Origin of the sequence: Bacillus sp. K2I17, from assembly GCF_002209985.1 — a bacterium.
GTDB lineage: Bacteria > Bacillota > Bacilli > Bacillales > Bacillaceae_G > Bacillus_A > Bacillus_A wiedmannii.
Window position 1 is genome coordinate 1 of the sequence record NZ_NJGF01000018.1, and the last position, 13,850, is coordinate 13,850.

11 protein-coding genes are annotated in these 13,850 nt (G+C 34.0%); 10 read left to right on the forward strand and 1 reads right to left on the reverse strand.

From position 1 onward, the window contains the following. Positions 1-165: 165 nt before the first annotated feature. The 8 genes from CER22_RS19390 (at position 166) to CER22_RS19425 (ending at position 9,901) form a co-directional block, all read left to right on the forward strand. Positions 166-723: a YdcF family protein gene (locus tag CER22_RS19390; RefSeq protein WP_088063268.1), complete on the forward strand. Its 558-nt coding sequence runs from the start codon at positions 166-168 to the stop codon at positions 721-723. A gap of 100 nt (positions 724-823) precedes the next feature. Next, complete coding sequence (locus CER22_RS19395; protein WP_048546583.1) at positions 824-1,771, forward strand: ABC transporter ATP-binding protein; 948 nt, start codon at positions 824-826, stop codon at positions 1,769-1,771. Positions 1,772-1,774: 3 nt separating this feature from the next. Beyond that, positions 1,775-3,286, forward strand: a complete 1,512-nt coding sequence (locus CER22_RS19400; protein WP_000129146.1) for an ABC transporter permease/substrate-binding protein — start codon at positions 1,775-1,777, stop codon at positions 3,284-3,286. Between the two features lie 213 nt (positions 3,287-3,499). Further along, positions 3,500-4,927, forward strand: a complete 1,428-nt coding sequence (locus tag CER22_RS19405; RefSeq protein ID WP_000129474.1) for a basic amino acid/polyamine antiporter — start codon at positions 3,500-3,502, stop codon at positions 4,925-4,927. Between the two features lie 75 nt (positions 4,928-5,002). Then, positions 5,003-5,263, forward strand: coding sequence for a hypothetical protein (locus CER22_RS19410; protein WP_000391452.1), 261 nt, complete (start codon positions 5,003-5,005; stop codon positions 5,261-5,263). Between the two features lie 106 nt (positions 5,264-5,369). Then, the gene (locus CER22_RS19415) at positions 5,370-7,190 is read left to right on the forward strand and encodes an AAA family ATPase (protein ID WP_142293513.1); all 1,821 of its coding nucleotides are present in this window, start codon (positions 5,370-5,372) and stop codon (positions 7,188-7,190) included. Then, entirely contained in the window at positions 7,180-9,030 is a 1,851-nt protein-coding gene (locus CER22_RS19420) for a hypothetical protein (RefSeq protein ID WP_088609388.1), read from the forward strand. The genes CER22_RS19415 and CER22_RS19420 overlap by 11 nt, the downstream gene beginning before the upstream one ends. Before the next feature lie 274 nt (positions 9,031-9,304). Continuing rightward, positions 9,305-9,901, forward strand: coding sequence for a hypothetical protein (locus tag CER22_RS19425; RefSeq protein WP_000487799.1), 597 nt, complete (start codon positions 9,305-9,307; stop codon positions 9,899-9,901). A 96-nt stretch (positions 9,902-9,997) separates the two neighbouring features. Here CER22_RS19425 and racA read toward each other — a convergent pair whose 3' ends face one another. Beyond that, the gene (gene racA / locus CER22_RS19430; protein WP_088609389.1) at positions 9,998-10,540 is read right to left on the reverse strand and encodes a chromosome-anchoring protein RacA; all 543 of its coding nucleotides are present in this window, start codon (positions 10,538-10,540) and stop codon (positions 9,998-10,000) included. A gap of 353 nt (positions 10,541-10,893) precedes the next feature. Here racA and CER22_RS19435 point away from each other — a divergent pair, with 353 nt between their 5' ends. Next, entirely contained in the window at positions 10,894-12,249 is a 1,356-nt protein-coding gene (locus CER22_RS19435; protein WP_088609390.1) for a hemolysin family protein, read from the forward strand. Positions 12,250-12,381: 132 nt separating this feature from the next. Continuing rightward, the gene (locus CER22_RS19440) at positions 12,382-13,806 is read left to right on the forward strand and encodes an aldehyde dehydrogenase family protein (RefSeq protein ID WP_088609391.1); all 1,425 of its coding nucleotides are present in this window, start codon (positions 12,382-12,384) and stop codon (positions 13,804-13,806) included. The last annotated feature ends 44 nt before the right edge of the window (positions 13,807-13,850 follow it).

Consider the following 13,850-nt stretch of genomic DNA (forward strand, 5'->3'; position numbering starts at 1 on the left):
AAAATAAATGCTTGATAATAGGAGGTAACGATACTGCCTCGTGTGGAGTGTTATACCCCTCGTCCCTTCGGGGTTGCGAGAACACGATGAAGCACTAACTCGTGTAAATTTGATTGAATTGTATAGATTTAGTTAAGTTTATCGTATCGGAGTGCAAACTTATTTATGAACAAATGGATCTTGCTTATAATCTTATTATTTCCACCACTGTACATTCTTTATATGACGTTTCGAATGAAGAAAGTTGCTCGTGAAAAATTGAGTAATCACTCTCCGTACGTTCTTATTTTAGGCGCAAAGTTATTTGGAGATAGACCGTCTTTATCTCTTCAAAACCGTTTGGATGTAGCGTTGGAATATTTACATTCCCATCCTGAAGCGAAAGTAATTGTTTCAGGTGGTCAAGGGGAAGATGAAGATATACCGGAAGCTCATAGTATGAGAAACTATTTAATGGTACATGGTATAGATGAGAGTCGTATTTTAATAGAAGATCAATCTACAAATACGTATGAGAATTTAAAGTTTAGTATGGATTTATATGACGTGAAACATGCGGTAGTTGTAAGTAATACGTATCATTTGTATAGGACCAAAATAATTGCAAAGCGTTTAGGCATGAAGATGGAGGCACTAGCTGCTGAAACACCAATGCGCTCTAAGAAAAAAATGTATGTACGTGAATATGCTGCAATAATGAAAACGATATTGTTCGACCGTTAGAGCTCAAATTTGAGCTCTTTTTTAATTATAAAGCGTATCATTTGAAATGAATGCCGTATTCCATCAAAATAAAGGAAACAACATTAAAGGAGTTGTATTTGTGATTCAATTTAATCATGTGTCAAAAGCGTATGAAGATGGCATGAAAGCAGTGGATTCATTGCATTTAGAAATTAAAAAGGGAGAATTTTTTGTTCTCATTGGTCCGAGTGGTTGCGGGAAAACAACGACAATGAAAATGATTAACCGTTTAATTGAAACGACTGAAGGATCTATTTTAATCGATGGAAAAGATATTCAACAATATAATATTAATGAATTGCGTTGGAATATAGGATACGTATTGCAGCAAATCGCTTTGTTTCCGCATATGACAATTGCAGAAAATATTGCAGTTGTTCCTGAAATGAGAAAATGGAGCAAAGAAAAAATAAAAGCTCGTGTCGATGAGTTGCTACAGATGGTCGGGCTAGACCCAGACGTATATCGCGATCGTATGCCTGATGAATTGTCAGGAGGGCAAAAGCAGCGCGTTGGTGTCGTAAGAGCATTAGCCGCAAACCCGAAAATCGTTCTTATGGATGAACCGTTTAGTGCGTTAGATCCATTAAGTAGGGAACAGCTTCAAAAGGATATTGTACAATTGCAAAAGAAGATTCAAAAAACAATTGTATTCGTAACACATGATATGCAAGAAGCATTATCACTTGGAGATCGTATTTGTATTATGAAAGAAGGAAAAGTAGTTCAATTAGATACACCAGAAGGTATTATACATAATCCGAAAAATGAGTTTGTAGAAGAGTTCATTGGAAATCGTGGACAACCTTGGTATGAGGGGAAAAGTATAGAAGATGTATTGCCACTTGATGAAAGTATACGGGTAGAAGGGGATGCATTATCATTGCATTCTTCTTTACAAGAAGCATTAGTTCGTGTACGAGCTGACGAAGTCGTTCCAGTTGAAGAAAATGGTCAATATGTTGGAGCTTTAACAAGTCGTCATATTGTTAATTACATTGTTGAACAAATGAAGGAAAGAGGCTAAACAGTGACTGATTTTATACAAACGTTCCAAGAGCGAAAAATAGAATTACTAACTGCATTAAGTGAGCATTTACAAATATCGCTTATTTCACTATTTTTTGCAGTAATTATTGCGGTGCCACTTGGCATTTTATTAACGAGAAAACAACGAATGGCTGAATTTATAATAGGAACTTCTGCGGTTATGCAGACAGTGCCATCACTTGCATTACTCGGACTTTTAATTCCGTTAGTAGGAATTGGAAAACTCCCAGCCATTATTGCATTAGTTGTGTATGCACTATTACCTATTTTACGAAACACATATACAGGAATAAGGGAGTTAGATGAATCTTTAATCGAAGCAGCGAGAGCTATGGGGATGAATAGCTGGAGAAGACTGTGGAAGGTAGAGCTTCCTCTTGCATTACCAATTATTATGGCCGGTATTCGTACGGCGATGGTATTAATTGTTGGAACAGCTACATTAGCAGCTCTTATAGGTGCTGGTGGGCTCGGAAAACTCATATTACTTGGTATCGATCGAAATGATCATGCGCTTATCATTTTAGGGGCCGTACCAGCCGCGTTACTCGCTTTATTCTTTGATGTAGTACTTCGAGTGCTTGAGAGTCCAAAACGCTCTTCTAAGCGTATTATATTGACGATATGTATTACTTGTATAATGATTGCTTCTCCCTTTCTTTGGAACACACAAAAGAAAGATATTGTTATTGCCGGAAAACTTGGATCAGAACCTGAAATTTTAATTCAAATGTATAAGCAGCTTATTGAACAGGATACCGATTTACACGTAGAATTAAAACCAGGTCTTGGAAAAACAGCATTTGTATTTGAAGCATTGAAATCAGGAGAAGTAGATATATACCCTGAGTTTTCGGGAACAGCTTTATCTACTTTTGTGAAAGAAGAGCCAAAAAGCACAAATCGGGATGAAGTATATGAGCAGGCTCGCATTGGAATGGAAAAGAAATATAATATGGTTATGTTGAAGCCGATGGAGTATAACAATACATATGCACTAGCTATGCCGAAAAAAATAGCAGATCAAAATAATATAAATACAATTTCTGATTTAGGAAAAATGGCACAGGATGCTAAAGTAGGATTCACATTAGAATTTGCTGATCGTGAAGACGGTTATAAAGGAATGCAAAAATTATATAACTATAAGTTTTTAAATGTGAAAACGATGGAACCGAAACTACGTTATAGTGCAATTCAATCAGGGGATGTTAACGTAATCGATGCATATTCAACTGATAGTGAACTTGAGCAGTATGGACTGAAAGTGCTAAAAGATGATAAAGGGTTATTCCCACCGTACCAAGGTGCACCATTATTAAGAAAAGAGACGTTACAGAAATATCCTGAACTTGAAAAAGTATTAAATACATTATCTGGGAAGATTACAGATGAAGAAATGCGAAAAATGAATTATGAAGTAAATGTGAATGGAAAAAGTAGTGAAGAAGTTGCGAAACAATTTTTACAAAAAGAGAATTTACTTCGTTAATTTTACAAGAAATATACAAATTTATATGTATGAAATGACCGTTCATTACAAAATGAACGGTTTTTTTGTGCATACTTATACATTTTTTCAAAAAAGTATTCCATTTTTCTTCATTTTCTTTTAGAATAAGTAATGTTTTCCTGAAAAAATATAAGAGAAACGTCTATTAGAGAAAAAGGTGACTTTAATAGTTGAACGAACATAACACCTAGAATGACAGATGGGGTGGTACAAATAGAAAAGAAGTTAGGGTTTTTTCCATTAATTGCATTAGTAGTCGGAACGATGGTTGGTGGCGGTGTTTTTAGTTTACCGCATGATTTAGCAGTAGGAGCAAATAGCGGCTCTATAATAATTGGTTGGTGTATTACAGCGATGGGAATGATTCCACTCGCGCTCGTATATCAAACGTTAGCAAGACAAAAACCGGAGCTTGAGGGCGGAATTTATAGTTATGCACGTGCTGGTTTCGGAGAATATATCGGATTTAACAGTGCTTGGGGATATTGGCTAGCAGGAATTTTAGGAAACGTTGCAACAATCATGTTACTGTTTAGTACATTAGGTTATTTCTTCCCCATTTTTAAAGGTGGAAATAATGTTGCGTCTATCGTTGGTGCATCACTTTTATTATGGACACTTCATTTTCTAATTTTATTTGGAATTCGTGAAGCATCTATTATGAATGTTATTGCAACGATAGGGAAATTAGTTCCAATCGTATTATTTATTGTTGTAATGGTAACAGCGTTTCGCTGGGATACATTTACACATGATTTTTGGGGAGAAGGAACTATATCAGTTTCCTCTATACTTGGTCAGGTGAAAAATACAATGCTTGTAACTCTTTGGGTTTTCATTGGGGTTGAAGGAGCGGTTGTATTATCTGGTAGAGCGAAAAATAGCCGAGATGTTGGTAAAGCGACAGTACTTGGACTTATTTTAGTAATGTCTATTTATATTTTAATTTCTGTCTTGTCTATGGGAGCGATGACAAGAGGAGAGCTTTCCGTGTTAGAAACCCCGTCAATGGGACATGTATTAGAACATGTTGTTGGGACATGGGGCGCCGTTGCGATTAACATTGGGTTAGTTGCTTCACTTGTAGGTACATTAATAGGCTGGTTTTTACTTGTTTCTGAAATTTCCCACGTAGCAGGAAAAGATGGCGTGTTTCCGAAAGTCTTTACGAAAACAAATAAAAAACAAACGCCACATATGGCATTATGGATCTCAAATGGCGTTGCCCAAATTATATTTATAATCGTTCTGTTTTCAGAATCAACATATCAAATTATGTATTTTATTGCTTCAACATCAATTTTAGTACCATATTTATTATCAGCGTTATTCCAATTTAAATTAGTTATTACAAACGAACTAAAAGATGCAAAAGTAAAAAACGGTTCGTTAGCTTTAATTGCTTCTACTTATTCTGTATGGCTTCTATATGCAGCAGGTTTGAAAAATTTATTACTTGTTTCAATCGTGTATGGAATTGGGATTATTGTTTACATGTATGCAAGAAAAGAAAAAGGAAATCGTTGTTTTAAAGGTATTGAGAGATATGTAATGTGGGCAATTGTTATCGCAGCTATCACATCACTTTATATGTTATTAACTGGAAATATAAAAATGTAAAAGTCCTTTTAAATAAAGGGCTTTTTTCTTTGTCTAGAGAATATTTAATACATAAGATATTCAGGAGGGATGAAAATGGAAGAAAAAGAACAGTTAACCAGAATTGTTGATTTAGCGAGTGAAGTAAGGAAAGTATTAGTGCAAGAATCCTTTTTTAATCATCATCCTGAACTACGAGGAGTGATTGAAAATTTAGCGAGTGCTGTAGAGAATTTGGCGGAATTACAGCAAAATACAGATGAAAACGCTGAAGATCGATTACGATATGTACTTGCTAAAATGAAAATTGCTCATAATGCCATTTTACAAGAGAAAAAAGCATTTCCATCTCATTAATATACGTTTTAATTTTGAACCTGGCGGATAACGTCAGGTTTTTTGTTTCTAGTTTTTCGTTTCTTTCATACACTAAGAATAGTATGAAAAAAAGAAGGTGACGAAGGTGAGATTACATAAAGCTCTTCAGCCAAGTTTTATAAAAAGAATGTACTATATGAGGTTTATCGGAAAGTTTACAAAAGTAGAGAGAGAGAAGAATGGAGAGAACTTCTTTGTACAATGCCTATCGCCAATACCATTCACGTTACAAGAGCAATTAAAAAATGAACCATACGTATTTGAAGGTTTATGTAGCAATAAAAAGAATGAAAAAGTCTTTTCGGAATTAAAGAAAAGAAAATTAGAAAAGCAATTGGTTATGTTTCGTCTCTATTATGAAAGAGGGCATATATACGTGGAGTTAATTTGTGCAGAAGAACCACGAGAAATGGCCAATGGCTATAAAATGATTCCAGTACCTAAAGTTTCCGAATACAAAAAAGGAGAGTCTTTAGAAAGAAAACTTGGAAATGGCTATTTGTCATTTCTAATGCCAAAATATCCGAAAGACTTTGAGCCTCCCGAATTATTGTGGCACGATGGAAGGTTATATGGAAATATATCTTTAAAGTCATCATCAATTAGTTCAATCGCATATTTTGAACAGCAGCGGGAATGTAAGTATATAGACTTAAATGACTGGATGAAGTATGTGGAAATAGCGGTAGAAGATCAATTGTATTTTGTAAGCAATCACATGTATGAGCAATTAAAAAAACGAATGACTGAAGAAGGTAAGCATGTAGAAGTAGAGGAAATAAAAGTGCACAAGGATGAATGGGAATGGGATGAGCGTGAATCCGTCTTTTTACAGTATGTAAAAAGTTTTGTACGTAATAAAGGGCTATATTTGGATGAAACGGACATTTATAATTTCCATATAAGTGCGAAAACAAATATGTTGACGATTCTAGGTGGTATACCAGGCGCTGGGAAATCCCGATTTGTGCAAGCTTATGCAGAAGCACTTGGATTACAGTATGGGGAAGAATTGGTTTGGATTCCGATTTCACCATCGTATCAAGAACCACATGATTTACTTGGTTACCTTCACCCAAATGGTACTTTTATTGAAAGTGAAACAAAATTAGTTAGGGCGTTAATGAAGGCAAAAGAAAATCAAAATCAACTATATATAATCGTTTTTGATGAAATGAATATGTCACATATTGAGCATTGGTTTACTCCATTTCTATCTGTTCTTCAACTTGAAAAGCAAAACCGTATTCTAAATTTATATGAAGGTGTACAAGAAAAAGAAAATCCAATTCCATCAACAATTGAAATTGGTGAAAATATTATATTTGTAGGTACAGTAAATTTTGATGAAACAACGAAAGAACTCTCAGATCGATTATTAGATCGGACGAATTTAATAACGTTACAAAAGATTCCGTTTTGTGAGATGTGTATGGAACAAGAGAAAATTGTATTACAACCACCTCTGAAAGTAACTGCAGGAGAATTTCGTATAAGCTGGGTCAGGAATAAAGCGATGATTGAGGTGTTTTCTGAAGAAGAGTTAGAACTATTAGATAAGTTACATGTTGTATTGTCATCACATGATATGTCAAAGGGAATTTCATTTCGATGTGCAAACGCAATCGCTACTTACTTGCAAAATATACCGTTCCAAAATAATCATTCCTATATGATCAGTAGAGAAGAGGGATTTGATTTACAAATCAAGCAACGTGTATTGACGAAAATAAGAGGTACTGAAATGATGGTTGGGTCTTTACTTTCTGAAGACGTAAAAAGGGGGGCGACATTACTACCTCTTTTGCAATCGCCACTTGCAAACAGAGTATCTACATTTGAACACTCTTTAGCATATATAAGAGAAAAGCGTAGAGAACTGGAGCTGTATGGCTATGCAAAATGAAGGGCGATATGAAACAGAAATCGTTGATACGAAAGAAACACTCCCTTTTGTATTAAAGTTAATCATTGGAACTGAGGCAAAGGGGGAATATATTTTATTAAATCGTCTTTGTACATCTACTACAGCATTAGTTCAATGTATTTATAAAGTACAAGAATTAAAACCAATTAGATTGCATTACCATTATGAAAATCCAATGAATATTACTTTTATATGGAATAAAGTATATGAGGGACAGAAAAATATAAAAGAGTCAAAATATGAAATAAATGAAAAAAAACAAAAGGTATTAATATATGAACATGGAAAAACGGAATTCTTTTATCCATGGCGTTGTGGATTATATCATTTTGAAGTGAATATAGAAGATAGAACGTATTATGGCGCATTTCAAATCGTTCCCAAAAATTTTTTTGATGATCAATTTGAAATGATTCAAAACTATGTAAAGTCAATTTTGAATGAGTTGATTTTAGATAGAGGTTATTATAAAAAGACTTTCTCTGCACTTAGTGATATTGAAGATTCTTCTTATTTAGTGTTACTTAGAAAGTTGCCGCAAAAAATGAAAAAGATAAAGCAAATTTTTAAGAAAATAGAATCGAGTTCAAAATTTATACATGAATATAAATGGGAAGAAAAAGAGCGGAAAGCAACGAGAAAAGGAGCCATAGTGGCGGAAAGAAAACCGTATGCAAAATATTATAATCGTAAGTTTATAGAACAAAAAAATAGTAAGGAAAATGCATTTCTTAAATTTAAAGCGATGCAATTTTATTTCTATTTACTTGAAGCTGAAAGTTTTTTGCGCCAAACAATTGAAATATTAGAAAGAGCAAAAAGGAAGAAATCAGAAGAATTTCAAGCTGTAAAAACGATTATACAAACAATTGAGCGTAATGGATCAGTGACCGATAGAGAGAAACAAAAATATAAAAATATTCATTTACTAAAAGAGGCGGATTTGCGAAAAAGCTCTATGAAGATACAAGAATATAAAATATTAGCGCACTTTGTACATGAAAGTGTACAATACTTTCAAACTTTAATGCATTCTCCATTTTGGAGAGAAGTTTCCGAAACAGGTAACATGTACTCACATAATTTACCGATACCACATCAACAACTACTACAGCATTTAGATGTACTTCCACAATATACAGAACAATCTCCATCTTTATTATTTGTTTATAAACCAACATTTTTAGTGTATGAATATTACGCTTTTTTTATCGTTATTTCCATGTTAGCGCAAATTGGTTTTGAGGCTAGAAATTCCATTCGTGAACAAATTCAAGAACATTTTTATGTAGATGGATTACAGGATGGAACGACAGTAGTTTTACACCGAGATGATATTAGAGTACATGTCGCATTTAATGATTTAATTGAAACTCATCCCCTTATTGCATTAAGTAAAGGGAGTAATTTTTATAATGGAGAAGATACGAAGAAGCCAGACATTCGCTTAGACTGTTATGTAAAGGAAGAAGGAAAATACGTATATCAATCTTCTATTATTATTGAAGTGAAGTATAGCCCAATGTACAACATTTTTCAGCACGTTGGAAATACGAAGGCAACTGAGCAAATGTATAAGTACTGGTCTATAAAATATGTAGAAGAACAGGATGGAAAGAGAGTCTATTATCGAAGGGCCATTTATGAAGTTATTTGTGTATATCCAGGAAGTCATATGCATAGTAAAAAAATTGAGTCTGGATGTGGTGTGTTCTTGCAATTATATCCATATAAAACGAAACAAGGGGAAGAGAAATTAGCCGGAAAACATGGAATGGTACAAATTTTTGAGAAGTGGTTAAAAAGCATGAAGAAGTAAAAAAATCCTTTTTTATAAAGGATTTTTTTAGATTAAGAAGAAATATATGCTGTATGGAAGACAGCTTTATACGATTTGAATTTGAAAGTAATATAAATATATTGTTAGAAGAACGGTACATGAGGGATAAAAGACGATTAAGATGGAATTTAATTCGTTTTGCAGAATATAATAAGTCATAAATATTTTTAGTTGCATACGAAGATTTGTTCTTATATGATAGATAGTGAAAGCGTTATCAAAAACAGAGCGGCGATGGGAAAGGCGGGTAAATATGTTCCAGCGTGTTCAAACAAAAGAAGAACATTTTTGGTTCGAGCAACTATGGGGAGATTTTTGTGAAGAAAGAAACTTAATGTTCGTAGAACGTAATTTAAATCCATCACGATTTTTATTAATAGAAGATGAACATCATATTGGTACAGTAGAATGTATTAAGTATACGGAACCAGAGCAATCGAATTCTGAGTTTTTCTATCCGTTTTCTAAAAATGATTTAGTGAAAGATTTAAAAAATGTGTATGAAATAGGCAAGTTGAGTATTGCGAAAACGTCTCGTGGGAGAGGACACTTCAAAAGACTAACAGCTATTTTATTTATGCATGCATTAGAAACGAAAGCAGAATGGTATATTGCAGCAGTGACAAAAAGAATGTATATGTATTTATTAACACTCGGTTTCCCAATTGAACCGGTAGATAAGCCATTTCAGTTTCATGATACTTTACAAGGTGTACCAGTGCGAATTCATGCCCGAAAAGGGGCTACGCATTTGTATTCTTTAAAAGAATTTCGAGATGTGATTCAAGGGAATGCTCATGCACAGGCATTAATCGCAGAATACAGTAAGAATATTATGTTAACAAAATAAAGCGAAATGAATATATATAATAAAAAGAATACTATTTTAATATGAAGTCATTCTTCATGAAAAAAGACCCTTATTATTTTAATAAGGGTCTAAAAATTATAATCCAAATATACTAAAAATCATTTTGCGGCGCTTCGGCTTCTTTTCTCGTTCATATGTTGGTTTTGAATCGGGAGTAATATATATTGGTTCTTCTTTCTTGAGGGAAGCTTCTAGCTTTTGAATTCGCTCTAACATTTCCTCCATTTCACGGCGATGTTGTAAAAGTTGGTACGTAACAACATCATTTGCCTTATCTTGCATTTGTTCTTCCATTCGATCTAGCCTTCTCGTAATAGTGTTTAATTGAGCTGCTAATTGCTCAAATTCATGTGATGATTTGTTTTGAACGATTGTATTTACTGGAGTTTTTAATTCTTCAACATCATTTGATGATGTTTTTTGAGTAGGGTGAGAGTTTTGAGACTGCTCTATTTGTGAAAGATGGAATTCTAACATTTGATCTAAATCTTCTTGTGTGAAAATAAAGTGACCATATTTATTTTTTTCTATCGTAAGATCTAATTGTTGTGCAATCCGGACAACAGCCTTTGGGCTAACACCTAATTTTTTTGCGATAAATGGTGTTTTATATTCCAAAATAATCCCTCCTATATATATCCTGTTGAATGATTTCGATCTATGAAGGAAGTTCCCTTCTAGTGTGACAAAAGAAGTGTGGAATCGGCAAAGAAAGTGTTTTTTCACGAAATGAACCTGTGAAGAATATATCGTTTATATAAAATGTTTTATCTTAAGATTTAGAACTATTTGACTAAGGGAAATGAATTAGATTATCATAATGATAAATATCTTTTTTATGTATGCATATAATATATAAAAAGGTGGTTGCTAATGTAGAATTTTTTTAGAGTATTAGAATGCTTACTTCACTTGAATAAAATTAAGTAGGAGGTGGCTTCCTTGCTTACAATGTAAGTAAGGAGAAGTATTTGGACATATATAGTATAAGTATAGTGATTGTTTTAATTGCCTTAACGGCATTTTTCGTCGCAGCAGAATTTGCAATTGTTAAAGTGCGAAGTTCACGAATTGACTATTTAATTGCAGAAGGAAATAATCGCGCAACATCTGTCAAAACAGTCATTACAAACTTAGACGAATATTTATCTGCTTGTCAGCTAGGAATAACAGTTACAGCTCTGGGGATTGGGTGGTTTGGTAAACCGGCGTTAAAGCAAATGTTTGAAACGCTTTTTGTAAATTTGAACATTTCTACTCAACTAGCAGACATTTTTGCTGTAATTTTAGTGTTTTTGTTTATTACATTTTTACATGTTGTAATAGGGGAATTGGCCCCAAAAACATTCGCGATTCAAAAAGCTGAACAAGTGAGTTTGTTTGTTGCTAAACCGTTAATTTTCTTTTATCGTATGGCGTTTCCATTTATTTGGATCCTAAATGGATCAGCTCGAATTATTACGAAGTTGTTAGGGCTGAAACCACCGAAAGGGCACGATGAGGTTCATTCAGAAGAAGAATTACGGTTGTTAGTTTCAGAAAGTTACAAAAATGGAGAGATTAATCAATCTGAATATAAATATGTAAATAAAATTTTTGAATTTGATGATCGTATAGCGAAAGAAATAATGGTCCCCCGAACTGAGATGCATATTATAAGTAAAGAAATGCCTGCTGAAGAAGCTTTGCAAAAAATGTCTCGGGAAAAATATACGAGATATCCAGTTGTAGATGGGGACAAAGATCACGTAATAGGCTTTGTAAACTTTAAAGATATTTTCACAGATTTTGTGCAGCATAATGCAGTAAGTAATAAGAAAGTAGAGCAATATATTAGGCCAATCATTTTAGTTATCGACTCTATCCCAATACACGACTTATTTTTAAAAATGCAAAAAGAAAGAACGCATATTGCTATATTGATAGATGAATATGGTGGTACGTCTGGACTTGTTACAGTTGAAGACATTTTAGAAGAAATAGTGGGAGATATTCAAGATGAGTTTGATACGGATGAACAGCCAGAAATTCAACAAGTTAGTGAAACGAAAACAATACTAGAGGGAAAAGTACTTGTTAGTGAAGTGAATACGTTATTAGGTTTAACAATTGATGATAATGGTGTTGATACAATCGGTGGTTGGATTTTAACGAAGAATATAGAAATTGCTGAAGAGGATTTCATTGAAATTGAAAATTATAAGTTTTGTGTAAAAGAATTAGATGGACACTATATAAAGAGATTAGAAGTTACAAAAACTGTAGAATCAATTGTTATTTTAGAAGATGAAAAACAAATTCCATTTCAAGAACAAATTAGTTCGTAGACTCTGCTATATGGCAGGGTTTTTTTGAGCATAATATTTTTGGCAGAATAAGGGCTATGATACAATGGCATAAGCCAGACCTTTCACTAGGTGAAATATTGTTGTATACATATATTTGGAAGGAGAAGATTTATGAAAAAGCATTTATATATAAATGGAGATTGGAAGTCTGTAAACACTTATAAACCATTATACGCACCATATTCTGAAGAAACGTTAGCGGAAATTGCACAAGGAACGGAAGAAGATGTACAAGAGGCTGTTACTGCTGCAAAAAATACAATGAAAAAAATGAATACATTATCTGCATATGATCGTGCGACTATTTTAGAGAAGGTTGCACAAAAAATGGATGAAAGAAGAGAAGAATTTGCAGAGATTATTGCAAAAGAGGCTGCAAAACCAATTCGTGCTGCGAGGGGAGAAGTAGATCGTACCGTTCAGACATACAAATTTGCAGCGGAAGAAGCGAAGCGTATATACGGCGAGACACTGCCACTTGATGCAGCACCTGGTGCAGATGGGCGTATTGCATACACAATACGAAAACCGATAGGGGTTATAGGAGCTATTACACCATTTAATTTCCCATTAAATTTAGTGGCACATAAAGTCGGCCCTGCAATTGCTGCCGGAAATACAGTTGTGTTAAAACCAGCTGATCAAACGCCATTATCGTCTTACGCATTAGTTGAATTATTTGAAGAGGCAGGATTGCCAAAAGGAGCTTTAAATATTATTTCTGGTCCCGGTTCAACTGTAGGTGAGGCGATAGTTACAAATGATGATGTTGCTTCCATTACTTTTACGGGAAGTCCGAAAGTTGGAATTGGAATTAAGGCAAAGGCTGGGTTAAAGCGAGTTACGTTGGAACTGGGATCAAATGCTGCTGTTATTATTGATGAAGATGTAGAATTAACAGATGAAGTAATTGAACGTGTAAAATGGGGAGCATATGTAAACAATGGACAAGTTTGTATTTCGGTACAACGTGTTTTTGTACATGAAAAGAGAATGGATGAATTTCTTTCAAAGCTAAAGATAGCGATGGAAACAGTTATTGTTGGTGATCCATTGCTGGAAGAAACGGACGTATCGGCTTTAATTTCGAAAAAAGATGTAGAGCGAATAGAAATGTGGGTGCAGGAAGCTATTAAGGAAGGTGCTACTGTTTTATACGGTGGTAAGAAACGTGATGCAAGGATTTTTGAACCAACTGTATTAACAAATGTTCCAGAGTATGTATCTGTTCAGTGCCAAGAAGTATTTGGTCCACTCATGACAGTAAATACATTTAAAGAATTTGATGAGGCAATTGAGCAAGTAAATCATTCACGTTACGGTCTACAAGCAGGTGTGTTTACAAATAATTTGTTTAAAGCAATGCGTGCAATTGATGAGCTAGAGGTTGGTGGTGTCATGATTAATGATATTCCAACGTTTAGGGTAGATCATATGCCTTACGGTGGTGTTAAGGAAAGTGGTACGGGGCGTGAAGGAATTAAATATGCAATAGAAGAAATGACAGAAATGAAATTAGTGTGTATTAAAAAATAAAGTAGAGCGAGCTTAAATATCCTAATAAAAAACGAGCTGGAAAT